This is a genomic window from Ruegeria sp. AB9, assembly GCF_056542585.1.
On the sequence record NZ_JBQGAA010000001.1, the window covers coordinates 786485 to 812451 of the forward strand.

Genomic DNA, 25967 nt, shown 5'->3' on the forward strand with positions numbered 1-25967 from the left:
TTGCCCTGCTGCCGCGATGCTGCAGAGGCATTCGTCATGTCCAGCCCGAAGCGGACCTTCCCAACCAAATCTTGGAGATCCCGATAAGCGGGACTTTGCGGCCATCCACATTTTTGCTTCAAAGGGCCGCAGTCCGCCCCAAGCGGTCCTTCTCAGCCAAGCATTGCAATTTAGTAAACCCGCAAGGAAGCGGCATTTAGACTGATTCCGCCCAAAGCCCGCGTCCACAGCGCAATCCCCAGAACTGACTTGGCAATATCAGGTTCAATACGGGCGACACGCGTACCAATGTTGCCCGATTAGTCAGTTGCGAAGCAGTAAAACAAACCTGCCCCGCCGGAACGTGGCAGATGTTCCTCACCGCAACCGCGCGAACCGTGCGATGAGTTCCAGGACAACATATTTCGGGCATCATTGAGACCTACACGGTCATGGTGTCCGACAATCGCAGACCCATCTTCACTATTCGAAGTCCAGTTGCTGCATGTCGTATCGCCACCTGCCGTTGAGAAATGTCCGGCGGAATCGGAGCCCGTCAAAATGTCATGTTTGTTCGGCTGACTGCCACGCCCATTGACAGGGTTACCATTTTCGTCGAGCGCGGTCTGAAGGTTAATATTCACGCTGTCGCTGTGCAGGTCCTCAACATTGTTGGCGATGAGTTCTCCATCGGCATTATGCCACGGACCCGATCCGATCCGGTCGCGTGCAGAAACGCCATTGGTGATTGTCATCGGGTCGGTACTGCGATCAATGGACATTGAGGTGCTCAGATAGGCCGCGAAAGTCTTGGAAGAACCGGTCGCGGAGGCAAGCGCATTGCAATGAGCATCGGCGCCTTCAAGGCCACCTAAGTTGGCACCGTCGCCCTTGCCCACACTTGTGATGAAGAACGACATCTCCTCGCCTGCCGATTGCGCCTGTGCGGTCGCCGCGATACAGCAGATTAGGAGTGCAACAACCCCGTGGGCAGTTTTTCGTTTGGTGAACTTCGACATGTGTGTCTCCCTTCGTGCTGTGTGATCACTGATGCTAGCCGTATGTAACAATCGGGTCCATCCGAGCAACAGATGTATGACACTGTGGTGCCAGCGCCATTCACGACAGCCGGTCGAGCATGACCGACCCTACGGCCCTGTTCATCTTTATCCTAATCCTGTCTTACGTGTTAAGCACGATAGCTCATCTGTTCCTAGGATCTCTTGTAACGATTGACTGAGGCTCGTGACCGAATGACACAAAAATTTGCTCTTTGGTCCATTCCGATTTCCATTGCGGTACTGGCTCTGAAACTGCTGGCCTGGTGGCTGACGGGCTCGGTGGCGTTGTTGTCAGACGCAATGGAATCAACCGTGAACGTCGTTGCGGCGCTGCTGGCGTATTTCGCAGTTCGCGTTGCAAACAAGCCTCCTGACGAAAACCACCCGTTTGGTCACAAAAAAGCTGAGTATCTTTCCGCCGTCGCCGAGGGTGTACTGATTGTGCTGGCAGCGTTCCTGATCATCAGAGAAGCTGTACTGGCGCTCCCTAACCCGCATCTTGAGGATGCGCCACTTCTTGGAATCGTCGTCAATGTCATTGCAACTGGTGTGAATGGCGCATGGGCCTACCTATTGCTCAAAATCGGCAGGCGCGAGGGTTCGCCTGCATTGGAGGCAAGCTCCCGGCACATTTTTACAGATGTCATGACTTCAGTTGGTGTCATCGCAGGTCTGATACTGGCGCTTGTCACCGGCTGGTTGATCCTCGACCCAATCCTGGCAATTCTTGTTGCGCTGAACATCTTGTGGGAGGGATGGAAAGTTATTCGGGCTTCCGTCGATGGTCTGATGGATGTGACACTGTCGGAGCATGACTTGCAGACCGTTTCTAAAGCAATCGAAGCCAACCTTGGCGCAGCCTTAGAATACCACGACCTAAAAGGGCGCAGGTCCGCAAATGTCATCTTCGTGGAGTTTCACCTTGTTGTGGACGGCACAATGCCAGTCAGCGCGGCGCATGATATATGCAATGACATCGAGGAAGAATTGGATCGTTTGTATCCGGGTTCCGTCTTTGTCATTCACCTCGAACCTGATGAGGAGTTGAAAGGTGACGGGGTCAGTTCCCACTAAACAGGTCACATGGCTCAGCAAAAACTCTATTGGTTTGACTGATCTGACTAAGACGTTCGGCTTGAAATTCGTCAGACCTAAGCCCGATGTGGAAAAGCCGAACCAGAAGTAACCTGTCTCCAACGTCACGAAGCGTGGCGCTCAGAAATGGAGGCGAAAATGAAAATTCAAAGAAAGCTGGGTCAACTTCTTAGTACCGCGGCGTTGGCTTCGTTGATTGCGGCTACGCCTTATGTGCCAGTGCTTGATGCCGATGGTCGCCTACATTTTGAACCGTCCTATGCCTTTGCCAAGAGCGGCAAGGGGAAAGACGGGGATGGTCGCGACGATGATCGGGATGATGATCGTGACGACGACAGAGATGATGACCGCGACGACAACTCGGGGTCGGGCAATAGCGGCCGTGGTGGTGACCGGGACGATGATCGTGATGACGATAGAGACGATGATCGCGACGACGACCGAGATGATGATCGTGACGACAATTCGGGATCAGAAAAAAGTGGTCGCGACGACGATGACGATGATGATGATGATGATGATGACTCCAAACGCTCCAACAAAGGCAGCGGAAAGAAGGATCGGTCTCAAGCAGGGGGCAAGCCGTCGGGTTCGGCTGGGATAACAAAGGTCGAAACAAACGCTAACGGCATTGAAGTGCGTTACGCCGACGGAACCAAGGAGGAGATCGAAAACGGGCGGTATGAGAGAAAGAATGCTCAGAACCGAACTGTTGAGGAGCGCCCCGCGACCGGTGCTGACGTCTCAAGGCTTCGGTCTTTGGCAAATGGCATCTCAATCGACAACGTGCGCTCTTCAGGGCAAGGCGGCACTGCTGGAAGTCGGCCCACGAAAATCGAACGCCAGGGCAACAACATCGAAGTGAACTATGCCAATGGTTGGAAAGAGGAGATCGAGTTTGGGCGCTACGAGTTGAAAGACCCGTACAACCGGACTGTTGTCGAGAGAAACGCAACGGCCTCTGATCGCCGTAGGTTACAGTCGGTTACCAACTGAACAGTAACACCAGTCGATAATCCGTTGGCGGCTTCTGATTTGAGAGGGGCTGCCATCGTCGTTAGAGAGACCGCTGTTAATCTCCCTTGTTCCAAACATCATGTGCAATAAGCGCGGCCTCTACCCGATTTCGCGCATGAAGCTTGGACAGGATTGCCGTCATGTAGTGCTTCACGGTCTTTTCCTGAAGGTCTAACTCGTCAGCGATTTCACGATTACTTAGTCCTTTGGCCACACGTCTAAGTATTTCTTCCTCACGATGCGTAAGGTCATCGAGAATGCTGCTGTTAATAGACATGCCGCTGTCAGCATTGATTTGCAGTAATACTCGCGAGGCCAAGCCCGGAGAAACGAACCCTTCACCTGCGGCGATACTGCGTAAGGAAGCGGTTAGTTCGCTCGCGGTTACTCCCTTCACAATGTACCCAATCGCGCCCGCCTCCAAGGCGTCCGCGACATCGCTGCTGTTCTCTGAGACCGTCAAGATTGCAATGACGGGCGGATTTGCCATTGCCGCAATTGTACGTGTCGCGCTTATCCCGCCACCGGGCATAGAGAGGTCAAGAATAGCTATGTCCGGCTGATGCGTGCCGACCAGCGATACTGCCTCTTCAGCGTTGGACCCAGCGGCCAAAACTTCGAAACCATCAGCTTCATCCAACGTGCGTTGCAAACCATCCCTGAATATTGGGTGATCATCAGCTATTACGACAGATGTAGTCATGATGTGCCTAACTTTCTGGGAAAAAGTGTCATAGCAATGGTGGTGCCTTCGCCCGGTCTCGATGCGACTTCGAACCTGCCACCAATACTCTCGACCCGATCTCGCAAGCCCATAAGCCCTTGGCCACCATCGTCTCGCAATGCGGTTTCTTCTGACCTGTCAAATCCAGGTCCATCGTCTTTGACCTTTACAACTATGCGGTCGTTCTGCGCATCAGAGATAACCGTGCACTTGGAAGCTGGAGCATATCTCGCGGCATTGGAAAGCGTTTCCTGAAGGAACCGAAAAACGCACAGCTTGTCCGACAATGACAACTCTGGGACCTGGCTACCTTGGAATGAGATATCTGGTCGCAACGGGCTGTGTTCGGCATGATCTTCTACGGCTCTCTTCACAACATCGACGAGTGACAGGCTGTCGATATCTGGCGCGGACAGCCCTCGCGAAATTGCACGAATTTCAGCCAGAGATTTTTGCAAAGACTGCTGAATTTCCTCTGCCTCTTTTGGCCTTTCGGACTCTTTGGAAAACGCCGCCTCCAGTCTTAGTGCCGCGAGCGACAGGTACTGCGCAGGACCGTCATGTAGCTCGGCACCGAGTTTCTTGAGGAACCGATCTGTTTGCGTGGCATATCTTTCTGACGCCTCGACCACACGCGAGCGCAGCCGGGCATTCTGCTCGGCCATCTTCTCACTTTCTGTCAGGCGCTGTTTAAGAAGAGCCCCCTGTCGTCGAATTGTTTTGTCACCAATTGCGACGATGGAATACAGAACAATAGTACTTGCCAGAAATGCGGAACCGACGACCAACCAACTTGTTCGCCTGGCCTTGGCTAAGTCTAACTCAAGCTGATCAGCTCTTTCGTAGAACTCCGCAACGGCGATGATTTCGCCGGACCAGAGTTCGCGGATGGGGCTGTAAACTTCAAGTAGTGGTATCCCCAATGCCGCCTCGGCGGCGCTCTCGGCATGGTCAAGCTCTTCGAAAGAGCCGGAGATATCACCGTTCCACGCCCGCTTTAAGTCATCCGTTGGATTGAAACGGTTTCCAATAATGTCTGTATCCGAGGCATGTGCAATCACACCGCCTTGCTTCCAGAATTTGTAGGAGACGATGCGGTCACGCATTGGCTGGGTCGTAAAAATCTCGTCCAGCGCCAGGCTTGCCTGCTCAGAAAGATGGTCGCCATGTGCCAATTCCTGGCTGAGCGGGGATACTACGCTTTCCATATATAGCGCAGCGGAGTTGGCGGAGTTTTGCACGACTGCGTTCTGGATTCGATTTGACACCCAGACCCCGACGATTGCGGTAGCAGTACCCATCACGAAAATGCTGGCCGCAAGAAAGACTCGCGACAACGACCAATTGCCAATCGTCAGGTCAGTTACTTTCGCCCTCATCGTGAAATCGACTATGAACTACAATCTGTTATCGCACCACAGACCTTGGTCTGACGCGATCTGGCTAAATCTCAGACCCTGAGCTTCTACCCAGTGGCCAGAGTCAGATATCATCCAACGTTCTCAGTCTTTGCAGCATCGGGCATTGAACGTTTCCGATATCACAATTGGCCGTAAGCTCACTCAAGGCGTGCTCTAGGCGTCTGAGCTCATCAATCTTGCTACGGACGCTGGCAATGTGTGCCTCGGCCAGTTTTTTCACTGATCGGCAGTCTTCTGCACTTCCTTCTGACAGCTCCAAAAGCGCCTTTGCGTCTGAAAGAGGAAACCCCAGATCGCGGCATTTCTTCAAAAATCGAAGTCTTCCCACATCGCTTGCTGAATAGAGGCGACGATTATTCAGAGCTCGTACCGGTCTTGGTACGATACCTTCGCGTTCGTAATAACGGATGGTTTCTACTCCGACCCCGGATTGCCGGGAAGCCTCACCTATCGCAATCATGTGAAGTGTCCCCTCTTGATCCTGTAGTTACTACAGGAGTTATACGCTCTGAATGCCGGTGCCTCAACACAATCAAATCGCCTACCCAAGGAGCGAGAGATGAAGAAGTATGTGACATTCAGCTACTTGGGATCGGTTTCCGCTCTGGGGGTGGCGGCATGCTGTGTTCTTCCAATGGCCATGATGTTGTTAGGCTTGGGTGGCAGTTGGTTGGCGGTATTCGGAAGAATAGCGGCGGCAAGCTACTATGTTCTCGCCATCTCAACAGCGCTGGTCGCGGTTTCATGGATCGTAGCGCATCGAAACGGGACGATGGCAAATCTAAAATGGTGGCTTGTTGGAAGCTCAGCGATCACCGCGCTGGCATGGGTCATCGTGTTCAATGAGGCTCAAATCAACGATTATCTACTCATGCAGATGTGAGACAATGACAAAACAAACTGTGGTGCTGGATAGCACTTTGACTTGTCCTGAGTGCGGACACATTGAAACCGAAAGAATGCCAACCGACACGTGCCAGTGGTTTTATGAATGCAAATCATGCAAGGCAGTCTTGAAGCCACTAGAAGGCGATTGCTGTGTTTTTTGCTCCTACGCAACTGTCCCATGTCCGCCAATTCAAGAGGGCAGTTCGTGCTGCGGTTAGAGGCAATCCCGGCTTCCAAAGTTCAGTGCTCGTGGCGGCACAGCTCATGATCGGCGAGTGAAGCAAGCACGTAGCGGTGCTCTGACACCCCATCTCCACTACAACCTTTTGAAATCCGGTTCAGTTCTTTCTCAAGTGCGCGGAGCCTTCTGATTTTTGCTCGGATTCAACTGCGCGGGACGGGAGCTACCATTGATGCGAATGGCTTGAATGTATCGAGCGCTTCGCCACGGCGATAATGTAAGAAAGAATTTGACCGCTAAAAGCAAGGCGACTGAAACAGCACTCTTAAAGGAAGCAGGCGTCACCGCACACTTTCGGGCAAAACAGGCTTAACCCAAGGTGTTGCCGGTGATGAAGGTGTACGAACTTTCGACCAGATCGATGACGACATCCAGCTCTTCTGGTGTGGTCGGAGTATAGATCATGACAAAGCCACCCCATCCGGGACGTTGATTGGCCCATGGGTGTGCGACGGCCCAGCCAGCCTCAATTGCCCGTCGGGCCATTGCGGGGTGCAGCGAAGCGTGCAAGCTGCCATCAGGATGCATATGCGCAAACTCAAACCCACCGACGATAGAGTTCGGTTGAGACAATAACATGTCAGGATCAAGCTGAAAGCCAATCGCGCCAGGTAATGATATGCGTGTTGGGCCAAGTGTGACCCCTGGGAATTGCGCAACTCGCTCCAGCAATAGCTGGGCCAAATCGGCATTAATTTCGACGCCAATCTGAGTGTGCGGTACGCCGCTTGTTGTTTCGGGACGGGGCGAGGTGCGCTCCGGCAAGGAGCGCTCTTGTGCGGACGCCATTGAGCACATCAATATCACTATCGTCACAGCAACCGCCAATGTTCTCAGGTGCACATTCATCGTGTTGACCATCTGCCAATCAAAAAGATTGAGTGCTGAGCGCAGTATCGGCGCCCTTGCACACATCATTCAGCCTTTAACGCTTCGATATTGATCAAGAGCTCTATTTCGTCGCTCACCGCTGGCGCAAATGCCCCAAGTCCGAATTCAGACCGCACGATAGTCGCCGTGGCAGCTAGCCCCAAGGTCGGCGTGCCCTCTTTTGGGCCAAACGGGTATGGCGCTGACTTGTTAAGCGTTGTTTCCAGAACAACAGGTTTGGTGACGCCATTAATGGTCAGGTCGCCAGAAATATTCGCGGAATTGTCCCCAGTCACTTCAATGCTGGTTGAGGCGAATGTGACCACGTCACCGTCACTCGCGCTAAAAAAGTCATCGGACATGAAGTGTTGCAGACGGGCGTCCCAGCCCGTGATCATGGATCTTACAGGCATGGACACTATAACAGATGATGCAGACGGCTCATCCTCGTCGAACTCTATCTCACCGCTAAAACCTGAGAACATTCCAAATGTTTCTGAGAACCCGATGTGGTCGTAACTGAACAATACCTGGCTGTGTCCGGGATCCAGCTCGTAAGTGCCACTCTCGGACAATGCGGTTGTCGCGACCATCGATAAGAGTGCCGCCAGCGGGGTTGCTGCAACTTTGGACATTGATAGGCTCCCATTTTGACAAGACGTGTTCGCGGAATTGAGTATTGAGCTTTAGTTTTTAGCTGGCCATACTTTTAGAACAAAGTGTTCTACTATGCAACAAATTGTTCTATAGGAGGGGTGATTGAAAGAAGATCCTAGGCTGATCGCCACACGACAGACGGCGCTTGATGCGGCACAAAGGATACTGATGGATGAGGGCGTACTGCACGTAACACATGGCGCTGTTTCGAAGGCAACGGCCATTTCGCGCAGCACACTTTACCGGCACTGGCCAGACGCGCGTAGTCTGCGTGATGCAGCGTTCAGGCGCATCGCAACACCGCCGAACATACCGCCCAAAACCGATGGCCCACTGCGATCTGACCTGCGCTGGTTACTCGGTGTACTGATGGGAGCCTTGAATGACACACCATGGGGCCAAATCGCGCCACAGGTGGTCGCTGCTGCGTCCAACGATGCAGAAGCGCGGTTGGTGATCACTGAATTCATGAAAGACAGGTTCGCAAGTGTTGAAGCAGTATTTGCAGCCGCAATAGGCCGCGGTGAGATCACCGCCGACGTTCCGGTTGACCAGCTCATAGAACTAGCAGTGGCTGCACCTTATTTCCGCAAGCTCATACGTCACGAGGCACTGAACGAAGATTGGTTGGATCAACATGTTGATCTGCTTTGCAGTATAGCGAAAACCAATTCTGGACAGTGACCATCGCCTGACTTTGCAATCAAAGCGACCTGCAACAGGCGCGAGATTTCGGCAGAACAGCAAATTGTGATCAATAGCGTGTCCAGCCAGTCTCTATTAGCGGTTGCTCCAAAAGGTCTCGGCAAACGTTTGCTATGATCGTCCGCCGAAGTTTGAAAAGTCAGCTTTCTGTGCACTGCCGACACTGATGCACGGTGCAGCAATTTGCACTTTGGGCTCGCTGCCGTCATTCTCTGCGATGTGTCCCGACAGCAAGTAAGAGCCCAGAGCTGCCGTTGGTCATTTTCCTCAATTCAAGCAATCAGGCTTCGTGCCGCTGTGGACCGCGGGCTCTGTTCTTGCTCACCATTTTTGCCAAAAGCGGACATTCAACGGTCTTCGGGTAGAAGCGTTCTCCGCAATTTCAAAACTGCTGGAAAGTTTTGTCAGTAGTCAATTGTGTTTTTCACTCTCGGGAAGGTCGTTCGCCCTGCGTATCATAGTGGCCAGTTCTTTGATGCGAGCGTTTAAGTCGAGCAGGTCGAGATTTGCTGGTTGTTCACACACGTACAATGCTGCACCAACTTTGTCGCCTTTCTTGTACACCCTATCTTCAGGGGTCTTAGGTTTTTTCCTCACGAAATAAAATGCATGATCGTATTGGCCAACCTCGGCCTGCTCCTTGTAAATAGTCGGATGGCAGGCTTTGAGTGCTTCGTGCAGTACACTCGGTTCTAAGTAGTTCTCGATCTCGCGGCCTTTCGTGATCCATACTATACTGTTGCCATCAATCATTTCTTCCTTGAGGCGTTGTGCAGCACGCTTGAGCGGAGCACGGGAGTTATGCTTGTCGCTGTCAATCACAATAGCGAGGTTTCGGTTCAATTCCCTCAACCGGATAAACTCCGCAACAGCGTCGTCATCCGCACTGAGGTGGCTGATCAAACCTCCGCCGTAGAATAGTATGCTGTAGTGTATTCCCTCCTCTAACTCCGGGGCCACATCGTTCAGCCAATGGCGTATGTAAATCCTGTCTGACGGACCCTCCACCCACACAACGGCATTTGCCTGCACAATATCGGATGCACGGTAGCCGAGTTCATCCACGACACGACGCCTTTCGGACTTGAGTACGGCTGCATTGATATAGGTTTGGCTGCCGTCGTTATGCACGCGAAACACCGATGCGCCAGGAACATCAATAAATGCAGCCGAGTGAGTGGCAATAAAATATTGGTTGGTCGTGTTCTCTTGAAGGTACTTGATCAGCTTGCGTTGTAATACAGGGTGCAAATGTATCTCAGGTTCTTCAATGCACATGATCTTCTTTTGGTGGATCGTGCAAAACGCCGCAATTAGAATAACTTCGTGGATACCGGTGCCTAACGAAGATAGGGGAAGTACTTTATTGTCCATATGCACAAGCAGGTGCTGCCTGTTACTAGGGACCTCCAATGTAGCATCTGATTTTCCTGTTACTGCTCTGACGAACTCATTAATTTGGTCGAATACATTCTTACGTTCGCGCTCGTGGTGATCGGGGTTCTGAATTTCTGCGAGATGATCTATCAGCCCCTTGCCCGAGAGGTCGACAAAGGTTTCATCTTTGGGTCCTAGCTGCCGTTTCGCAGGAATTAACATACTCGTTGGGAGTTGTTGCTTTAGGCTACCTAGGATTATCGAAATAGTTTCAGGAACCCAGTGCTGCTGCAAACCGCCACCGGATTGGTTCGTGAAAACGCTCCAGAGTTCCTTCCAGCTTTCGCTATGTACCCAGCGGGAGGCAACTTCCAAGTCGACTTCGTTCAGGAAAGCTGGACTGTGATCTGTTCCCTCTGCTCGCAGCCAGATAAAACCATTGTGGCCTAGCTTCTCTGCAATCGTATTGAGAGTTTCAAGTCGATTTGTTCTCCCCAAAGGCGCTTTGAAGATACGACTTTCTTGTTTCGTTTCAACGTCGGTGACTGGAACGCCAACCGCGCCTGCGCATCGCCCCGTTTTTTCTCCGCGAAATACGTCCGCAGATGTCGCCTCTAGATCGCCAAGCTTGATCCCGTCGCTAAACGGCAGACGTTCGTGTATGAAGTTGAGGACAATTGACTTACCGGAGTTGTTCGCCCCAACAAAAAAGTTCATCGTAGAGAATGGATGAATGTATTGGATCTCGGGGCCAATGCCGCGATAGAATTGAACAGCAATAGCATGCAAAAAAACCGGCATAAATATACCTTTAGACGAATCTGACAATCATCGCACACCCTATGGTCCCACAGGCTGTCCCGCAACGAGATTTGGCATACAACTACATTTACTATGCCCACGTTGAGAGTTTCATTCTCTAGCGCCAATTACCGTGATCAGAACTAAGCAAAGCCCAGAAACTGCGAAAAGCTGCCGTTAGTAGCGCTTCGCACTGCGACAGCAGCGAAGGTCCACTTGGTGGCCAACTACACCAACTTTGATCAGCACAGAACGTCTGATTTCTCCCAAAGTGGTGGCCGTGGAATGACCGCTTCAGCCGGTTATCTGCCGAATGCTACCTCAGATTTCTGGGTACACATCTGCGGCCAGTACATAACGAGTGATCAGCGAACGGTAGGAAATCTAGGCGGTAACTTCACGATTTAACATAACGGCCCTTATCCAGCCAAAATGCAGCGCGTTGGTGGATTGACTATCCAACGCCTGGTACCGCGCGTGACCCTGCGTACACTCAAAAAGTACCGTGATGCGATGAACAGAAAGTTCAAATCGGCTTCAGAACTCGGTCCGGAAATACCTAAAGCTATTTCCTACAAAGAAATGCAACGGCACATCCAATCACTTGCACCCGAGGATGGTCGAACTCGGGAGCGTCGCTGACAAGGATGTTGTCGCCTACAATTTCTTTCAGCCAGCGTGCGACATCTTCCGCGGGTTCCGCCGTCTTCAAGGCGCTGAAAGGGATATTGTGTACGGCAGCGCTTTTCTCTGACCAATCATCGAGCAACCAGTCAGGATCTGGCTGTAGCCATTACTGTGCACTTACTGATCCAGTGCGTGTGCGCTGGATCAGCAAAAATACGATGCTTTTTTTGAATTTGGATAGACATGTTCATTAAGAGGTTCGCCTCAGGTTTTCTTTCTATCTTTCTTTCAGCCAACGCCACCTGATGCGGCTGTGCGGCCCGTCGGAGAAGACATTCGCCGCGAGCGCTATATCCAATTCAACTCGAACTCTTGGATTGCAGGACTTTTGCCTGTCGTCGTATTGAGAACAGACACGCATTTGGCGACATCTCTAAATGAAACGATGACCTCTGCTGAACCCATACCTCAATCTCCGGATCGCACCCTTGTCGGCGTAGCGCTGATGCTGGGGTTTTGCCTAACCGCTCCTTTGCTGGATGTGTCTGCGAAACTCGCGTCGACCAGTGTGCCGGTTGGGCAGATTACGGCTGCTCGGTTTGTGGTGCAATGCGCGTTGATGGCGCCTTTCATCTGGATAATGGGACTGTCGTTGCGCGTGGCGAAAGGTCAGTTGATGGTGTTGGTTTTCCGCTCACTGCTGCTGGTGTTTGCAACATTTTGCTTCATTGCCGCAATCCGGGTGATGCCCCTTGCCGATGCGCTGGCAATCGTGTTCGTTGCCCCTTTCATCGTATTGTTGGTCGGCAAGTTCTATCTTGGTGAAGCCGTCGGCCCGCGTCGCGTTGGCGCGGCGCTTGTGGGGTTTGTCGGGGTGTTGTTCGTTATCCAGCCCAGTTTCGCAGCTTTCGGCGCGGTTGCCATTATTCCGCTTGGCACGGCAGTTGCCTTCGCTTTCTACATTCTTTTGACCCGGGAGTTGTCGCGTCAGGTGCACCCAGTGACCCTGCAATTCCACACCGGCCTGATCGCCAGCCTGTTTTGCATTCCAGCTCTAATTGTTGCGCAAGGTTCCGGCTCTGATTTGTTTGATCCCGTTTGGCCGACAGACATCGCGTTGTTGTGGCTTTTGGGCGCTGGCTTTTTCGCGACGGTGAGCCACATGATGATGACGTATGCGCTGTCTTTTGCGCCTTCCGTCACGCTGGCACCGCTGCAGTATTTTGAGCTGCCGGTCGCAACCTTGTTCGGCTATCTTGTCTTCAACGACTTCCCGAACACGCTTAGCCTGCTTGGCATTGCCATCATCATCAGTGCGGGGCTGTATATGATACATCGCGAAAGGGTGGCGGCCAGACAGTCGGTCACCGTACGTGCCGTACCTCCAATCTAAGGCTACACGCCCGGCCCATTGCTGCCGTCCATCCGACTCAACTGTCGCCGCGGCGCGGCCCGTCAGAGGAGACATTCGCTGCAAGTGCAAGATAGGGTTAACATCGGAGGTCTGGAGTGCACAAAAAAGCTTCCATTCGAAGGATGAGTGGCAAGGTCCACTTTGTGCGGTTCTCGACAGTAGTAAGAAAGCAATGGACGGATCGCGAGCCACTCGCTGCTCTGCTGCTTCTGATTTGAGTATCAGCTCTTAAGTTTCAACTTCTACCCTTGAACTCTGCGTAACCACCCCAAATTTCTATCGATAAGGTGACATCGGAACTATCGCGATTGCGCCGGAACAAGCCATGCTGACCGTCGAAAACCGTAGGGATATTGCCTCGGACGCAGTAAATTCGTGTGCCCATACATTTGTAACTGACTGACCATAGCTGTGTCCGCGCAAGTCAAAATTTGCGAGGCCCACCTCCACGATCAGCCGGTATTGCGCGGCTTGGCTTATTGTCGCGATCAGCTTCCATGCCGCCACTGGCGGCGAATAGTCAGTGACTTTCGACACACCGACACACGTTCTTTCACCAAATCTCCAAGAGCTGTCGCGTTAGACTTTGCGGGATCAATCATGCGAATGGCCATGTCCACCTGTGGGATCGCCGCCGGCGAAGATCGCCATCAATACAACAAGCACCAAGGCAAGCACTACAGCCACAAATACGATCTTGGGACCGCTGAGATTTTGAAGGAAGGTTTTCATCTTTTTGTCCGTTTCTTGAATTTCGCCAGTACCAGCTCTACCCAGTTGTTTCACCTTGCAATCCAGCAGAGAAGGCAAGCTGGATGGCCCCGCACATTTGCAGCAGGGCCACCGGTTGCCAATTTTACGGCCGCAGCATTTCGCCGTAGTCACCGCGAACATAGAGCGTGACCGTCACATCCTGGCTGTCCCTGTTGCGCCAGAACCAGCCGTGCTTGCCTGTAAAGGCCGCTTTCAGCACATCCTCGTCCTTAGGTAGGCCGCGACCCTTTTCATAGCTGATGAACTTGTCACCGGGAGCGTCGCCATGCAGGTCGAAATTGACAACTCCGTTTTCGGCAACCCACAGGAACTCGACTTCAGCGCCTTCCTCCATTGTCAGTTTGACCTCGGTTCCTTCGCCGGGGGTCAGGACGACACTGAACTGCTCAGTCCACACAGGGGTCTCAGTTTGCGCGTGGGCCGCTCCGGCAAATAGACCAAAGACATCGTTAAGCAGGCTTGTCTGATCGTCACCCACCGCTTCCTTTGCTTTGTCGGCCTCAGCTTCTGCCGCGAGTTGGGATTTAATCTCTCCCATCTCTGCAAGGCCGAGCACGCGACCGATGCGCGTGGGGTCGATTCCGTATTCAGCCGGCAGCACGATCGTGACCATGATCACGAAGGCCGACACGGCGGCAATGATCGTGGATTTCAGGAGTTGCGCCGAGCTTGGCAGTTCTTCGAGGCTGGGTTTTTCTGCATTGAACATTTGTTTATTTCCTTATGCGGCCACAAAATAGCCAGTGATTTGGTAGCCCATGAGGATGAACCCTATGGACATCATGACGACGTTGACCGTGTAGGCTTGACCGAAGAATTTCGGGGATTTTCTCCAAAACCCCATGACGATTAGGATCATGGATAGCGCCATAAGTTGCCCCAGTTCCACACCGACATTGAACGCCAGCAGGTTGGGCAACAACCCGTCCGGCGCGATGTTGTAGTCAAGGATTTTGGTGGCAAGGCCGGTGCCATGAAAGAACCCGAAGACCAGCGTTGCAACCTTGGTGTTCGGCTGGAAGCCAAACCAACGCTGGTAGGCTCCAAGATTGTCGAGCGCCTTGTAAACGACCGACAAGCCGATGATCGCGTCAACGATGTAGGCGTTGACGCCCCAACCGAACCAGACCCCAGCGAGCATGGTTGTGGAGTGACCAATCGCAAAGAGGCTGACATAGATGCCAACGTCCTTCGCGCGATATAGGAAAAAGACAACACCGAGCAGGAACAGGATGTGGTCATAGCCCGTGACCATGTGCTTGGCCCCGAGATACATGAAGGGAATAATGTTTACCCCCCAGATTTCCTGAATATAACCCGCATCCCCTTCGGTGACGTTGTGGGCTGCCGCAGCGGATGCCCAAAGCATCAGAGCTGCAAGCGCAGGTAGGATGGCGGCGGCACGCGTTCCGTGCCACGACGGTCCATCCGCGAAAACGGATTTCATAAGTTTCTCCTTGGATTGTCCGTTATTACGAGTGTGGGCGCCCGTTCGGGCAAACCTCACGCACGCGGCGGCCTTTCCAATAGAATCAACGGATGCGACCAATCTGTCTTTGCCGGGCTGCGCCATACGGCGTGTGCTTCAGCTAAAGCATGAACGTAACGGATGGGCATAAGAACAGCCTGAGTATGATCGTGGTCTGCCACATCATGGCTATGACCATGCATGGCCCACATCAAATCTTCTTCAAGACCATGGGAATGGCCATGCTCTGAAACCATCTCAGCGTGATGCTGCACGGTATCAAAAACGGTCGGGACATGCGATGAACCCGGCGCAACAGCCCAGACGAGTAGCGCAAGGCACGACAGGGCAACAAGCACCTGACGCATCGCGCGCTTTATCGCCACGACACTGCTCATGGGTCCGTCTGGTCCTTTCTGCTCTTGCCTTGCATTCGGCGTCTTGCGCCATCCTCCCTGGGAGGTTAGCTCTGACATATGACAAAACCACACACCCATGCAAGCCATCCCAAGATAATATCCCGATTGAGACGCGCCGACGGGCATCTGCGTTCGGTCATCGCGATGATCGAAGAGGGGCGTCCCTGCCTTGATGTGGCGCAGCAAATGCAGGCCGTCGAAAGCGCCATCCGCAATGCCAAGCAGGCCCTAATCCATGACCACATGGATCATTGTCTGGATGGGGACCACGACCGGGAAGAAATGAAAGCGATCTCCCGCTATCTCTGAGGGCAACCATGTTCGACATTCTGTCTGACCGAACCTACCGCCACCTTTTTCTGGCCCAGATCGTTGCCCTGTTGGGCACCGGGCTCGCCACAGTTGCCCTGGGTCTACTTGCCTATGATCTGGCTGGCGACGGCGCGGCGATGGTTCTGGGAACTGTGTTTACGATCAAGATGGTCGCCTATGTCGGCATCGCGCCGATTGCGGGGGCGTTCGCGGATCGTGTCAACCGCCGTGTTCTGCTTGTGGCGCTTGACCTGGTGCGTGGAGCAGTTGCGTTGTGCCTGCCATTCGTCACCGAGGTCTGGCAGGTCTACATCCTCATCTTCCTTCTGCAGTCGGCTTCGGCAGCCTTTACGCCGACGTTTCAGGCCACGATCCCGGACGTTTTGACCGAAGAAAGCCGCTATACGCGCGCGCTGTCACTATCGCGGCTGGCCTATGATCTGGAGAACATCGTCAGCCCGACGCTCGCTGCGCTCCTGCTGGCAGTGATGAGTTATAACAGCCTGTTTCTTGGAACCGCTTTGGGGTTTGCGGCGTCTGCGGTTCTGGTGGTTTCGGTCTTGCTGCCCAGTCCCAAGGCTTCCGAACCACGCGGTGTCTATGACCGAACCACGCGGGGTGTACGGATCTACCTTGCGACACCACGGTTGCGGGGATTGCTGGGGCTGAGCCTGGCGGTGTCGAGCGCAGGGGCGATGGTGCTGGTGAATTCGGTGGTTCTGGTCCGTGGGCAGTTGGGACTGGACGAAAGTGCTTTGGCTTGGACAATGTTTGCCTTCGGCGCCGGCAGCATGGCAGCTGCTCTCCTCCTGCCGCGCGTGCTGGATCGCGTTGCGGACAGGCCGGTCATGATGGCCGGGGCTTGGGTCATGGTCGGAGCGCTCTTGGGGATCGCAGTTGCGTCCCTGACGGTTGGACTGAGCTGGCCGCTCCTTCTTGTCGTTTGGCTGATCATCGGCTTGGGGTATTCCACCGTCCAGACGCCTTCGGGACGCCTGCTTCGTTGCTCTGCCCATGCCGAGGATCGGCCTGCAGTGTTCGCCGCGCAATTCGCGCTCTCACATGCCTGCTGGTTGATAACCTACCCGCTTTCTGGCTGGCTCATGACCAGTCTCGGGGCAGGTTCGGCGCTTGTGGTTCTGGCGGGGCTGGCAACGGTCGGGATCGTTGCCGCGCTTTGGCTTTGGCCAGCAGGCGACCCGGAAGTCGTGGAGCATACGCATGACAATCTGCCGCTGGACCATCCGCACCTGCAAGGACGTAGGTGTCACTCCCACGCGCTTGTCATTGATGATGCCCATCCGCGTTGGGGGTCACAATTCTGACTGGCGCGGCAACGTCACACGTGTTTTGAGCCCCCCTTCGACGCGGCTCACAAGGACAATGTCGCCGCCGTGGGCACGCAGGATGGAACGGGCAATTGGTAATCCAAGCCCGGTGCCTCCGGTTTCAAGGGAACGCGAATCCTCAAGCCGAACAAAAGGGTCGAAGACCCGCTCCAGATCCGCGTCAGGGATGCCAGGGCCATTGTCATCGATATCGACCTGAACCTGTCTGTCACCAACAGAAAGTGATATTCGCGCACCATTGCCATAGCGCTGTGCGTTGCCCATGAGGTTCCGGAAAGCCCGCCGCATGGCGACGTTGCGCAGCGGCAAAATGACCGGCTCTGCCTCGACCACGAGAGACGGACCGCATTCCGACAGATCGTCGGCGATCTCGAGCAGCATGGTGCTCAGATCGACCGGCTCGGTCGGCTGATCGGTCGACACGCCGCGCGCATAGGCCAGCGTTGCCTCGACCATGTCTTGCATTTCGTCGAGTGTTGCAGTCATCCGCATGCGCGTTTCAACATCATCAACCATTTCGGCTCGCAACCGCAGAGCCGTAATCGGTGACCGCAAATCGTGGCCAAGCGCGGCCAGCATTCTGGTTCTGTCCGAGACAAGGCGTGCCAGGCGGTCATGCATCCGCGTAAGAGCATCAGACAAAGCCTGCACTTCGAGCGGCCCTCCTTTCGGCATTTCGGGCGACTCTCGATCCAAACCCAAGCCTTCTGCGGCCTTAGCCAACCGGCGCAGCGGGCCGGTGATACGGCGCAGCCCGAACCACAGCGCCCCCAGGATGAGCAGTAGCGACAGCAGGGCTGACCCCACGACCACGGGCGGCAGCTGCAGATCGGCACGCTGGAAACGCGCGCTGACGTTTAACCATCCCCCATTGGCCAGAGGAAGAGAAAGGCGCATTTCACTGGGCGCGATACCGGCACGCAGCATTCGCTGATGCAACCAGGAAACCGGGGTGGGTGGATCCGCACGTCGGTCGCCATGAGGCGACACCGCGAAGACTTCGCTGCGGGCGTTTTCGGGCAGGTGTTGGGATAGCGTATTGATGTTGGACTCGTCGTCGTCCACCAGCGGCTCGGACCCATAGGCGAAACGCACGCTGGGCGAATTCGACGCGGCAAGGATCGCATCCCGAGTCTTGGCAGGGGTCTCCGAGAGCGCCTCGGCAAGACCTACGGCGCGCTCAACCGTTTCGCGTTGTTGCGCCGCCCGGATTGCTGCACCCCGTTCATCCGTAAATAGCCATGCGGCGAGAACTTGCGCCGCGACAAATGCCACGAAGATCAGCAGGCCCAATTGCGCCCGGATGCTGCGAAAGCGCATCACGGAACCTCACGGACATTTGTCGCGAAGCTATAACCACCTGCGCGAATGGTGGCGATGATCTTCGGATGGGCGGGGTCCTCTTCGATCTTGCGGCGCAACCTGCTCACTTGGTTGTCGATGGTCCGGTCGAAGACATCCCCCGTACGGCCGGAGGTAATATCCAGCAACTGATCGCGAGAGAGCACAAAGCGCGGCCGCTCCAGAAAGGCGGTCAACAGTTTGAATTCCGCAGTTGTCAGAGAGGCTTGTCGTCCATCCTCGTGAACCAGGTCGCGTGTGTCCGTATTCAACACCCAACCGGCAAAGCTCAGCCTGCGCCCGCCAAGCGTCCCGGCCATTGGCTCCTTACGATCAACCCGGCGCATGATCGCCTTGACCCGCGCAAGCAATTCTCGGGGGTTGAAAGGTTTGGGCAGATAGTCATCGGCACCGACTTCCAATCCGACAATGCGGTCAGTCTCTTCTCCGAGAGCACTCAACATCAGGACAGGCGGGCCGCCCGCGCTCGCCAGTCTGCGCGCGGCCGACAGCCCATCCTCGCCCGGCATCATGACATCCAGGATGACAAGGTCGAACCGTCCTCCCTGCAGCGCCGCGTCCATTTCTGATGCGTTCTTGGCCGGTTGCGCACGCAGGCCATTCTTTTCGAGATAGCGCGTGACCGCATCCCGGATTTCGCGGTGATCATCGACAACAAGGATGTGGGGCGTGTGGTCCGTCATGTCGTTCTCATACCCCGGTTTCGCATTCGAGCGAAAGAATACGTGTCGCGTTCCATGTCAAAACCGGGTTTTGCGACAGACTGATACAATTCTCCCCCCATCCTGGCACATCCCTGCGACAGAACTGCCTCATCTTGGTTTCATCGAAACACCAACCCGATGAGGTAGAGAGATGAAACGCAAGACGATCCTGACCCTTGGTGCAGTTGCAGCCGCCGCCGCGTTTGGTGCCGTCACTATTCCCGCCGTCGCCGGCGGTCCTGGTTGGGGGCCTGGTTGCATGATGGAGACGATGCAAAACCAGCAAGGCGGTTTCATGGGCGGTCATCGCGGTCCGGGCATGATGATGCGCGGCGGATTTGCTGGACCGGGTGCCGGTTTCGGACCGATGCGGGCAATGGCTGCAAACCCCGTCTACAAGTCATTTGACGCTGATGCCGACGGCACTGTTTCAGCTGCCGAACTGGAAGCAGGCATCACCGCACTTCACGCCAAATATGATGTTGATGGCAACGGCGCACTGTCCGCCGAAGAGTTCGCAGCACTCTTTGCCGAAGCCAAGCGCGGTATGGCCGAGCGTCCCTTTGCGATGCTGGATGCCAACAACGATGGTGTGATCGACGCGGATGAAATGGCTTTTCCGGCGCAGATGATGGCGCGGATGCAGAAGATGCATGCACCTGCAACGACGGCCGCAGAGCAACAATGAAACAACCTGGCTGGTCTGATTTGGGCCGGCCAGATCAACAAAGGGACTTGATCAATGACCGCTCACCAAACCGCGCCCAAGGGCTATTCAACCACACAGATCGCCCTGCATTGGGGTGTCGCCGCGCTCGTCGCTGGACAATACTTCTTCAAGGATGCGATTACCGGGGCATGGAAAGCGATCCGTGAAGGCCGCAATTACGATTTCGATCCTTTGATCCTGGCCCATGTGGTTGCTGGCGTACTGATCCTCGCGCTTGTCGTTTGGCGCCTTGCCCTTCGGCTGCGGCGCGGCGCTCCGCCTCCTCCGGAAAATGAACCTGCACCGCTAAAGACGCTGAGCCATGTGGCTCATTGGGTGTTCTATGCCCTGCTGGCCGCGATGTCAGTAACGGGCCTTGTCGCGTGGTTTGGTGATGCCACCGGCGCCGCGCAGGCCCACAACGTTCTGAAGGTCGCGCTTCTGGCGCTTGTTGCCTTACACGTGCTGGCCGTCCCCTTCCACCGTGTGGTGCTGAAGAACAACGTCATGCAGCGCATGGTCCGCCCGAACTAACCCCAGGCCCGCCCATGGCAAATCTTGCGCAAATTCAACACACCAAAAAGGAAAAGATATGACCCGTTTTGCCGCTCTTGCCGCAACCGCACTCTTTGCATCGGCAGCCATCGCTCAAACAACCCCGGGTGACCAGTTCATGCAAAACTGGGACCTGAACGGTGACGGCATCGCCACCCTCGAAGAACAGCATGAGATGCGCGGAAACGTGTTTTTCACATTTGATGCAAATGAAGATGGATACCTCGATGCCGAAGAGTACGTGATGTTCGACGAGGTACGCCAGAACGATGTAAACAACTATGAATATGACCAGCGTGCGCAGATGCAAGCAGTTGCAGACGACATGAGCTTGCCGAACAGTGACATCGACGGGGATGGCCGTGTGTCTGAGCACGAATTCCTCGTCGGAGCAGACAGATGGTTCACCGACCTGGATACCGGCCATTCGGGCACGATCACGCTGGTTGACTTCAACATTCGTCACTAAAATATGCGACGCGACCGTTCTTGGTTTTGTCTCAAACGGTTGGTTTAAGGCCGTTTTCACCACCGTCTATGTCAGCTTTGCAACGTTTGCTTCAGTTCAAGCGAAACGCTGCATCCAGGACTTTGGCCACAGAGCCGACCACGGAGCAAGCGTAGCTTCCGACCGATTGATCAGATGACTGGTCGTAAACCTCGGCCCAATGGCAACAATGGCAGTGTATTGGCATGATGCAGTGCAGCATACCTGAAACCGCCCTCCCGTATGATAATGCAGTAGCCAATGCGTTCGGACAGGTCCACATTCGAATGTGAGTGCAAACAACAACGACAAGATCTAAGACGTTACCTGATCACGTGAACGGCGCAGTGCGCGTGCCGGACGACACGTGCCGCAGTAGATCCAAGCAAGTAATCCTGTAAGCCGGGTTGATGGCTTGCGATTACTACGCATTCGACACCGTGTGAGGCCGCATAGTCGATGATACCGCGGCCTGCGTGACCTTCGGCGATCTCGATCCGGGCATTCGTCAAACCATTCAACAACGGCATCAACTTTTTCGAAGCGACGGCTTTGACACGTTCCAAATGATCATCAGGAAGCAAGTTATTCGTGTATAGAGGCAGATGTTCGACGACATGCAAAAAGGTGATTTGACCATCGTTGGAATTGAGCGCACGCGCAACTTCAACAGAGCGCGCCGTGTCGCGGTCTCCATCCAGCGAGATCGGAACGAGGATATTCTGATACATTTAAGTTCAAGCTCCTGAAGAATTAAAAATCAACGGCTTAAAGGTAAAGCAATCGTACCTTCAGGCCGTTGAAGTTTGGCCCGCAGCATTGTCGAGAAGAGGGCTGGCGGACCGGGGAGTGTCTACCTACGCGACCACGAACAGGTCCTTGTATTGGTCACGCAGGATGTTCTTTTGGACCTTGCCCATGGTATTACGAGGCAGTTCATCCAGCACGATCAACTGGCGAGGATGTTTGAATCGCGCAAGGCTGTTGCACACCGCGATCTTCATCTCTTCAAGGTTAGGGGTCTCACCCGGTTCGGCGACAATCACACCAAGAACCGTTTCACCAAAGTCCGGGTGGGGTACACCGACCACCGCACTTTCCAGCACTCCCGGCTGATCATCCAGCACAAGCTCAATTTCCTTGGGGTAGATATTGTAGCCACCCGAGATGATTAGATCCTTGTTGCGGCCGACGATTTGGACATAACCATCCTCGTCGATCCGGCCCAGATCGCCGGTGATAAAGAACCCGTTCTCACGCAGTTCGGCGGCGGTTTTTTCGGGCATCTGCCAGTAGCCCTTGAATACGTTGGGGCCGCGCACCTCGATCTCTCCGATCTCGCCCTGCGGAAGGGCATTGCCATCAGAGTCGCAGATTTTCAGTTCAACCCCCGGCAGTGGAAAGCCCACCGTGCCCGCGCGGCGGTCGCCATCATAGGGGTTCGAGGTGTTCATGTTGGTCTCGGTCATGCCATAACGTTCAAGGATACGATGGCCGGTACGCTCCTCGAACTGCACATGTGTTTCCGCCAGCAGAGGCGCGGAACCGGAAACAAACAGGCGCATATGTTCGGCCAGTTCCTTTGTGAACCGATCATCATCCAGCAGACGGGTATAGAAAGTCGGTACGCCCATCATGGTCGTAGCCTGTGGCATCCGCCCGATGATTTCATCCAGATCGAACTTGGGCATGAATACGATGCTGCTGCCCGCAGCCAGTGTGACATTGGTTGCCACAAACAATCCGTGAGTGTGAAAGATCGGCAGCGCGTGTAGCAGCACGTCGTCGGATGTGAAACGCCATTCCGTGACCAGCGTTTGTGCATTCGACAACAGGTTGTTCTGGGTCAGCATCGCACCCTTAGACCGACCCGTCGTTCCAGATGTGTAAAGGAACGCGGCCAGATCATCACCGTCCCGGTCAACTGTCTCAAAACTGGCAGGCATGGCCGCTGCCTGATCCATCAGGCTACCACTGCCATCAGCGTTCAGGATTTCGACTTGCGCACCCAGTTGCGCACCGACAGGTGTAAGTTTCTCCTCACTTCTGGCGTCGCAGACGATCAGCGAGGCCCCGCTATTTTCAATGAAATAGGTCAATTCATCGACGGTATAGGCTGTATTAAGAGGCAGGAACACAAGACCCGCCTGCGCGCAGGCCGCATAGAGCGCCAGCGCTTCGGGCGATTTCTCGATCTGCGCCGCAACCCGGTCGCCGGGTTTCAGACCAAGCTGAGTAGCCACATGAGCGATCTGCGCTGCGGTGCTCAGGAAGTCCTGATGCGTGATCACCGAACCGTCGAGCAAATGCAAAAAAGGTGTGTCTTTACCGGCATGAGCGCCGAACAAACCGTCATAGAGAGGATTGGCCATAAGGGTTACCTTTCCTGTGTCGTGGTGAGAGAGGCTGAGGCGGCAAGCGATTTGACCTCGGGCGAGGCGATGACCTCGCGGGTATTGGCGAACAGCTCGTGGTTCTGGGACACACGGCCGAGGTCATACAGGTAGTTCACCATCGTGCCGCCGGACTGCGCCCGGCCCTTGTCCGAGATATCGGCATCGGCATGAACTGCATGCACCAGCGCGCCATTACCAAGATGGAACCGCGCGACCGGATCGAAGGGCAGATCGCCCCGGCCTTTGGCATTCAGCAGATAGTGCGCTGCCAGCGTCTTGATCTGATCGGGTTCTTCGATGTCCCATTCAATGCTTTCCTGTGCCAACCAATTGGTCAGGCCCGGAATGGGTGACAGGGTGACAAAGGTCTTCAGCCCAGTCAGTTCCGCCGCCAGATCCGAGGCCACCTGCTTGATCAGCGAATTGCCGAAAGATATGCTGGCGAGCCCCGCCTGACAGTTCGAGATCGAGTAGAACACCGCCGTATCGGCCTGATCTTCGGGGAGAGGATCGCGGTCCTCGGCCAGCAGTGCCTGAACCGAGCCGGGTATCCCACTATTCAGCGCAACTTCGACAAAGATCAGAGGCTCGTCGGGCATCGAGGGGTGGAAGAAGGCAAAGCAACGCCGGTCGGCAGGCTCCAGCCTGCGGCGCAGGTCGTCCCAGCTGTCGATCGCATGAACGGCTTCATAGGCGATGATCTTTTCCAGAATATGCGCCGGGCTCTCCCAGTTGATTGGGCGCAGCACCAGAAAGCCGCGGTTGAACCAACTGGCGAACAGGTGGCGGAAGTCCAGATCCATCGCTTCCAGCTCGGGCTCTTTACCACCTAATCGCAGCAGATCGGCGCGCATCTGAACAAGCGCACCTGTGGCACCCGGCACTCGGTTCAGGCGACGGATCATCTCCTGCCGCGCAGGCTCTGCTGCGGAGGCAAAACTGCGATAGGTCGTTTTGGATGGGTTTCGTTCGTACTCGTCCAGCGAAAACCGCACCGCCTCGGGATCGATATTCATGGCGTTCGCAAGATACCGGAAGAATTCCAGCTTTTCGTCATCCTCCATATTGTCGAAACGGGTCAATATCTCTTCCGCCAGAGCCAGCCCGGAGGTCTCCCCGGCTGAGCCTACCAACGCGTCAGCCAGTTCGGTCAACGGGCGACCATCGAGGGTCGCTGCACCAGCGCGGTGATAACGTCGCTCGAACACAGTTGAGAGAAGATCGGCGAACAGGGTCATACCGCTGCTCCCATCACCAGATCAGGCAGCCATGTCGCGAGGCCCGGGAACAGGCATAGCAGGACAATCGCGATCACCATGCAGGCCACGAAGGGCAGCGAGCCGGTCAGGATGGTTTTCAGCGAGATGTCCGGCGCGATGCCGTTGATCACGTAGAGGTTCAGACCAACCGGGGGCGAGATCAGACCGATCTCCATGTTGATAGTCAGCACAACCGCGAACCAGATCGGGTCAAATCCGGCGGTAGTGATGATCGGCAGTAGGATGGGTGCCGCCATCAGGATCACCGCAACGGGCGGCAAGAAAAACCCGGCAATCAGCAGGAACACGTTGACCGCGCCCATCAGCACCCAGCGATTCACATCCAGCGTACCAATCCATTCGGCTATCGCCTGGGTGATGAACAGTGAGCTGAGCATGTACGAGAACACCCCGGCAGCGGCGATGATAAAGAGGATCATCACGCTTTCCTTGGTGCTGTCGCGCAGCACGACCCAGATGTCCTTTGGATTCCACAGCTTGTAGATGATCATCGCGATTAGCAGGCACAGCAAGGCTCCGACGGCAGCGGTTTCCGACGGCGTGGCGATGCCGCCATACATGGCGTAGAGCACACCCAAAATGATGCCGAGGAAGGGCAGCACGCGCGGCAGGATCTCGAACCGCTCACCCCAGGTGTAACTGCCGGACCCCAGACGGGTGGCGTCGCCGGATTTCCAGGTGGAATAGAGCGACCAGGCCATGAACAAGCCAACCAGCATCAGGCCGGGGATTACGCCCGCAAGAAACAAACGGCCAATCGAGGTCTCGGTGGCGATACCATAGACGATCATGGTGACCGAGGGCGGGATCAGGATGCCCAACGTACCACCTGCGGCGATGGAACCGGCGGCAACGCCATCCGGGTAACCACGCTTGCGCATCTCGGGGATGCCCATTTTTCCGATTGCTGCGCAGGTTGCGGGCGATGAGCCTGACATGGCGGCAAACAGGGCGCAGGCGCCAAGGTTTGATACGACCAGCCCGCCAGGAACTCGCGTTAGCCAGCGCTCAAGCGCTTCGTACAGGTCCGCCCCTGCTCTTGTAGAGGCGATTGAGGCGCCCATGATGATGAACATCGGGATCGACAGAAGAGCAAAGTTATCGAGCTTTCCGAACAGGATTTCCGGCATCAGCTCCAGCGACCGAGGACCGTCGAAGACAATCAGGAACCCGGCCGAGACGATCAGTAGACCGATGGCGACCGATACGCCTGAGAACAGAACAAGGATGGTGGCGATGGCGACAATAGCGCCGAGCAGAAGGGGATCCATCGGC

29 protein-coding genes are annotated in these 25967 nt (G+C 55.0%); 11 read left to right on the plus strand and 18 right to left on the minus strand.

Annotation, left to right across the window (positions count from 1 at the left end):
• Positions 1-299: 299 nt before the first annotated feature.
• Positions 300-998, minus strand: a complete 699-nt coding sequence (locus ACR0K5_RS03990; protein ID WP_306203615.1) for a hypothetical protein — start codon at positions 996-998, stop codon at positions 300-302.
• A 234-nt stretch (positions 999-1232) separates the two neighbouring features.
• Between ACR0K5_RS03990 and ACR0K5_RS03995 the strand changes: the two genes are divergently transcribed.
• Both ACR0K5_RS03995 and ACR0K5_RS04000 read left to right on the plus strand, forming a co-directional pair.
• Positions 1233-2114 (plus strand): cation diffusion facilitator family transporter, encoded by an 882-nt coding sequence (locus ACR0K5_RS03995; RefSeq protein ID WP_480628424.1) that lies wholly within the window; start codon positions 1233-1235, stop codon positions 2112-2114.
• A gap of 159 nt (positions 2115-2273) precedes the next feature.
• On the plus strand, positions 2274-3131 hold the full coding sequence (locus tag ACR0K5_RS04000) for a hypothetical protein (RefSeq protein WP_480628425.1): 858 nt from the start codon (positions 2274-2276) through the stop codon (positions 3129-3131).
• A gap of 76 nt (positions 3132-3207) precedes the next feature.
• Here ACR0K5_RS04000 and ACR0K5_RS04005 read toward each other — a convergent pair whose 3' ends face one another.
• From ACR0K5_RS04005 to ACR0K5_RS04015, 3 genes are all read right to left on the minus strand, one after another.
• A complete protein-coding gene (locus tag ACR0K5_RS04005; protein WP_480628426.1) occupies positions 3208-3855 on the minus strand; it encodes a response regulator in 648 nt (215 codons plus the stop codon).
• The gene (locus ACR0K5_RS04010; RefSeq protein ID WP_480628427.1) at positions 3852-5177 is read right to left on the minus strand and encodes a sensor histidine kinase; all 1326 of its coding nucleotides are present in this window, start codon (positions 5175-5177) and stop codon (positions 3852-3854) included. Before ACR0K5_RS04010 ends, ACR0K5_RS04005 begins: the two co-directional genes overlap by 4 nt.
• Before the next feature lie 181 nt (positions 5178-5358).
• A complete protein-coding gene (locus ACR0K5_RS04015; protein ID WP_480628428.1) occupies positions 5359-5757 on the minus strand; it encodes a MerR family transcriptional regulator in 399 nt (132 codons plus the stop codon).
• Positions 5758-5856: 99 nt separating this feature from the next.
• Here ACR0K5_RS04015 and ACR0K5_RS04020 point away from each other — a divergent pair, with 99 nt between their 5' ends.
• Positions 5857-6180, plus strand: coding sequence for a hypothetical protein (locus ACR0K5_RS04020; RefSeq protein WP_480628429.1), 324 nt, complete (start codon positions 5857-5859; stop codon positions 6178-6180).
• Positions 6181-6184: 4 nt separating this feature from the next.
• Entirely contained in the window at positions 6185-6403 is a 219-nt protein-coding gene (locus ACR0K5_RS04025) for a GDCCVxC domain-containing (seleno)protein (protein ID WP_480628430.1), read from the plus strand.
• A gap of 332 nt (positions 6404-6735) precedes the next feature.
• On the opposite strand, the gene ACR0K5_RS04030 is transcribed toward ACR0K5_RS04025, so the two are convergent.
• Together ACR0K5_RS04030 and ACR0K5_RS04035 are read right to left on the minus strand one after the other, a co-directional pair.
• Positions 6736-7215, minus strand: a complete 480-nt coding sequence (locus ACR0K5_RS04030) for a luciferase domain-containing protein (protein ID WP_480628431.1) — start codon at positions 7213-7215, stop codon at positions 6736-6738.
• Between the two features lie 125 nt (positions 7216-7340).
• A complete protein-coding gene (locus tag ACR0K5_RS04035) occupies positions 7341-7931 on the minus strand; it encodes a YceI family protein (protein WP_480628432.1) in 591 nt (196 codons plus the stop codon).
• A gap of 124 nt (positions 7932-8055) precedes the next feature.
• Between ACR0K5_RS04035 and ACR0K5_RS04040 the strand changes: the two genes are divergently transcribed.
• A complete protein-coding gene (locus ACR0K5_RS04040; RefSeq protein WP_480628433.1) occupies positions 8056-8637 on the plus strand; it encodes a TetR-like C-terminal domain-containing protein in 582 nt (193 codons plus the stop codon).
• 432 nt (positions 8638-9069) lie between these two features.
• Here the strand turns inward: ACR0K5_RS04040 and ACR0K5_RS04045 are convergent, their stop codons facing one another.
• On the minus strand, positions 9070-10863 hold the full coding sequence (locus ACR0K5_RS04045) for an AAA family ATPase (protein WP_480628434.1): 1794 nt from the start codon (positions 10861-10863) through the stop codon (positions 9070-9072).
• Positions 10864-11908: 1045 nt separating this feature from the next.
• Here ACR0K5_RS04045 and ACR0K5_RS04050 point away from each other — a divergent pair.
• A complete protein-coding gene (locus ACR0K5_RS04050) occupies positions 11909-12856 on the plus strand; it encodes a DMT family transporter (RefSeq protein ID WP_480628435.1) in 948 nt (315 codons plus the stop codon).
• Between the two features lie 297 nt (positions 12857-13153).
• On the opposite strand, the gene ACR0K5_RS04055 is transcribed toward ACR0K5_RS04050, so the two are convergent.
• The 5 genes from ACR0K5_RS04055 to ACR0K5_RS04075 form a co-directional block, all read right to left on the minus strand.
• Positions 13154-13414: a hypothetical protein gene (locus ACR0K5_RS04055; protein ID WP_480628436.1), complete on the minus strand. Its 261-nt coding sequence runs from the start codon at positions 13412-13414 to the stop codon at positions 13154-13156.
• Positions 13415-13471: 57 nt separating this feature from the next.
• Complete coding sequence (locus ACR0K5_RS04060) at positions 13472-13663, minus strand: hypothetical protein (RefSeq protein ID WP_170670160.1); 192 nt, start codon at positions 13661-13663, stop codon at positions 13472-13474.
• Between the two features lie 70 nt (positions 13664-13733).
• Positions 13734-14360 carry a transmembrane anchor protein gene (locus ACR0K5_RS04065; protein ID WP_480628437.1) on the minus strand — a complete coding sequence of 209 codons (627 nt, stop codon included), beginning with the start codon at positions 14358-14360 and terminating at the stop codon, positions 13734-13736.
• 12 nt (positions 14361-14372) lie between these two features.
• Positions 14373-15098 (minus strand): HupE/UreJ family protein, encoded by a 726-nt coding sequence (locus ACR0K5_RS04070; RefSeq protein WP_480628438.1) that lies wholly within the window; start codon positions 15096-15098, stop codon positions 14373-14375.
• A 56-nt stretch (positions 15099-15154) separates the two neighbouring features.
• Entirely contained in the window at positions 15155-15517 is a 363-nt protein-coding gene (locus tag ACR0K5_RS04075; protein WP_480628439.1) for a hypothetical protein, read from the minus strand.
• Between the two features lie 78 nt (positions 15518-15595).
• On the opposite strand from ACR0K5_RS04075, the gene ACR0K5_RS04080 reads away from it, so the two are divergent.
• Both ACR0K5_RS04080 and ACR0K5_RS04085 read left to right on the plus strand, forming a co-directional pair.
• Complete coding sequence (locus ACR0K5_RS04080; RefSeq protein WP_480628440.1) at positions 15596-15847, plus strand: metal-sensing transcriptional repressor; 252 nt, start codon at positions 15596-15598, stop codon at positions 15845-15847.
• 8 nt (positions 15848-15855) lie between these two features.
• A complete protein-coding gene (locus tag ACR0K5_RS04085; protein ID WP_480628441.1) occupies positions 15856-17175 on the plus strand; it encodes an MFS transporter in 1320 nt (439 codons plus the stop codon).
• On the opposite strand, the gene ACR0K5_RS04090 is transcribed toward ACR0K5_RS04085, so the two are convergent.
• On the minus strand, positions 17164-18519 hold the full coding sequence (locus tag ACR0K5_RS04090) for an ATP-binding protein (RefSeq protein WP_480628442.1): 1356 nt from the start codon (positions 18517-18519) through the stop codon (positions 17164-17166). The genes ACR0K5_RS04085 and ACR0K5_RS04090 overlap by 12 nt on opposite strands.
• On the minus strand, positions 18519-19244 hold the full coding sequence (locus ACR0K5_RS04095) for a response regulator (protein ID WP_480628443.1): 726 nt from the start codon (positions 19242-19244) through the stop codon (positions 18519-18521). Before ACR0K5_RS04095 ends, ACR0K5_RS04090 begins: the two co-directional genes overlap by 1 nt.
• A gap of 172 nt (positions 19245-19416) precedes the next feature.
• Between ACR0K5_RS04095 and ACR0K5_RS04100 the strand changes: the two genes are divergently transcribed.
• From ACR0K5_RS04100 to ACR0K5_RS04110, 3 genes are read left to right on the plus strand one after another with little or no spacing between them, the layout of a single operon-like run.
• On the plus strand, positions 19417-19953 hold the full coding sequence (locus ACR0K5_RS04100; protein WP_480628444.1) for an EF-hand domain-containing protein: 537 nt from the start codon (positions 19417-19419) through the stop codon (positions 19951-19953).
• A 54-nt stretch (positions 19954-20007) separates the two neighbouring features.
• Positions 20008-20508: a cytochrome b gene (locus tag ACR0K5_RS04105; RefSeq protein WP_480628445.1), complete on the plus strand. Its 501-nt coding sequence runs from the start codon at positions 20008-20010 to the stop codon at positions 20506-20508.
• 58 nt (positions 20509-20566) lie between these two features.
• Entirely contained in the window at positions 20567-20998 is a 432-nt protein-coding gene (locus tag ACR0K5_RS04110; protein WP_480628446.1) for an EF-hand domain-containing protein, read from the plus strand.
• 341 nt (positions 20999-21339) lie between these two features.
• Here the strand turns inward: ACR0K5_RS04110 and ACR0K5_RS04115 are convergent, their stop codons facing one another.
• The 4 genes from ACR0K5_RS04115 to ACR0K5_RS04130 all read right to left on the minus strand — a co-directional run bounded on the left by ACR0K5_RS04115 (position 21340) and on the right by ACR0K5_RS04130 (position 25963).
• Entirely contained in the window at positions 21340-21747 is a 408-nt protein-coding gene (locus tag ACR0K5_RS04115) for a universal stress protein (RefSeq protein WP_480628447.1), read from the minus strand.
• Between the two features lie 126 nt (positions 21748-21873).
• Positions 21874-23388, minus strand: coding sequence for a malonate--CoA ligase (locus ACR0K5_RS04120; protein WP_480628448.1), 1515 nt, complete (start codon positions 23386-23388; stop codon positions 21874-21876).
• Between the two features lie 5 nt (positions 23389-23393).
• The gene (locus ACR0K5_RS04125) at positions 23394-24650 is read right to left on the minus strand and encodes a malonyl-CoA decarboxylase (RefSeq protein ID WP_480628449.1); all 1257 of its coding nucleotides are present in this window, start codon (positions 24648-24650) and stop codon (positions 23394-23396) included.
• Positions 24647-25963, minus strand: coding sequence for a TRAP transporter large permease (locus tag ACR0K5_RS04130; RefSeq protein WP_170670147.1), 1317 nt, complete (start codon positions 25961-25963; stop codon positions 24647-24649). Before ACR0K5_RS04130 ends, ACR0K5_RS04125 begins: the two co-directional genes overlap by 4 nt.
• Between the last annotated feature and the right edge of the window lie 4 nt (positions 25964-25967).

What these genes read in the sequence shown, in the direction of transcription:
- ACR0K5_RS04125 (WP_480628449.1), bottom strand. Translation starts at nt 24,650, where the DNA reads ATGACCCTGTTCGCCGATCTTCTCTCAACTGTGTTCGAGCGACGTTAT.
- ACR0K5_RS04015 (WP_480628428.1), bottom strand. Translation starts at nt 5,757, where the DNA reads ATGATTGCGATAGGTGAGGCTTCCCGGCAATCCGGGGTCGGAGTAGAA.
- ACR0K5_RS04010 (WP_480628427.1), bottom strand. Translation starts at nt 5,177, where the DNA reads ATGGGTACTGCTACCGCAATCGTCGGGGTCTGGGTGTCAAATCGAATC.
- ACR0K5_RS04005 (WP_480628426.1), bottom strand. Translation starts at nt 3,855, where the DNA reads ATGACTACATCTGTCGTAATAGCTGATGATCACCCAATATTCAGGGAT.
- ACR0K5_RS04050 (WP_480628435.1), top strand. Translation starts at nt 11,909, where the DNA reads ATGACCTCTGCTGAACCCATACCTCAATCTCCGGATCGCACCCTTGTC.
- ACR0K5_RS04085 (WP_480628441.1), top strand. Translation starts at nt 15,856, where the DNA reads ATGTTCGACATTCTGTCTGACCGAACCTACCGCCACCTTTTTCTGGCC.
- ACR0K5_RS04115 (WP_480628447.1), bottom strand. Translation starts at nt 21,747, where the DNA reads ATGTATCAGAATATCCTCGTTCCGATCTCGCTGGATGGAGACCGCGAC.
- ACR0K5_RS04025 (WP_480628430.1), top strand. Translation starts at nt 6,185, where the DNA reads ATGACAAAACAAACTGTGGTGCTGGATAGCACTTTGACTTGTCCTGAG.
- ACR0K5_RS04080 (WP_480628440.1), top strand. Translation starts at nt 15,596, where the DNA reads ATGACAAAACCACACACCCATGCAAGCCATCCCAAGATAATATCCCGA.
- ACR0K5_RS04120 (WP_480628448.1), bottom strand. Translation starts at nt 23,388, where the DNA reads ATGGCCAATCCTCTCTATGACGGTTTGTTCGGCGCTCATGCCGGTAAA.
- ACR0K5_RS04000 (WP_480628425.1), top strand. Translation starts at nt 2,274, where the DNA reads ATGAAAATTCAAAGAAAGCTGGGTCAACTTCTTAGTACCGCGGCGTTG.
- ACR0K5_RS04070 (WP_480628438.1), bottom strand. Translation starts at nt 15,098, where the DNA reads ATGAAATCCGTTTTCGCGGATGGACCGTCGTGGCACGGAACGCGTGCC.
- ACR0K5_RS04035 (WP_480628432.1), bottom strand. Translation starts at nt 7,931, where the DNA reads ATGTCCAAAGTTGCAGCAACCCCGCTGGCGGCACTCTTATCGATGGTC.
- ACR0K5_RS04130 (WP_170670147.1), bottom strand. Translation starts at nt 25,963, where the DNA reads ATGGATCCCCTTCTGCTCGGCGCTATTGTCGCCATCGCCACCATCCTT.
- ACR0K5_RS04090 (WP_480628442.1), bottom strand. Translation starts at nt 18,519, where the DNA reads ATGCGCTTTCGCAGCATCCGGGCGCAATTGGGCCTGCTGATCTTCGTG.
- ACR0K5_RS04030 (WP_480628431.1), bottom strand. Translation starts at nt 7,215, where the DNA reads ATGGCGTCCGCACAAGAGCGCTCCTTGCCGGAGCGCACCTCGCCCCGT.
- ACR0K5_RS04100 (WP_480628444.1), top strand. Translation starts at nt 19,417, where the DNA reads ATGAAACGCAAGACGATCCTGACCCTTGGTGCAGTTGCAGCCGCCGCC.
- ACR0K5_RS04075 (WP_480628439.1), bottom strand. Translation starts at nt 15,517, where the DNA reads ATGAGCAGTGTCGTGGCGATAAAGCGCGCGATGCGTCAGGTGCTTGTT.
- ACR0K5_RS04105 (WP_480628445.1), top strand. Translation starts at nt 20,008, where the DNA reads ATGACCGCTCACCAAACCGCGCCCAAGGGCTATTCAACCACACAGATC.
- ACR0K5_RS03990 (WP_306203615.1), bottom strand. Translation starts at nt 998, where the DNA reads ATGTCGAAGTTCACCAAACGAAAAACTGCCCACGGGGTTGTTGCACTC.
- ACR0K5_RS03995 (WP_480628424.1), top strand. Translation starts at nt 1,233, where the DNA reads ATGACACAAAAATTTGCTCTTTGGTCCATTCCGATTTCCATTGCGGTA.
- ACR0K5_RS04110 (WP_480628446.1), top strand. Translation starts at nt 20,567, where the DNA reads ATGACCCGTTTTGCCGCTCTTGCCGCAACCGCACTCTTTGCATCGGCA.
- ACR0K5_RS04020 (WP_480628429.1), top strand. Translation starts at nt 5,857, where the DNA reads ATGAAGAAGTATGTGACATTCAGCTACTTGGGATCGGTTTCCGCTCTG.
- ACR0K5_RS04095 (WP_480628443.1), bottom strand. Translation starts at nt 19,244, where the DNA reads ATGACGGACCACACGCCCCACATCCTTGTTGTCGATGATCACCGCGAA.
- ACR0K5_RS04065 (WP_480628437.1), bottom strand. Translation starts at nt 14,360, where the DNA reads ATGTTCAATGCAGAAAAACCCAGCCTCGAAGAACTGCCAAGCTCGGCG.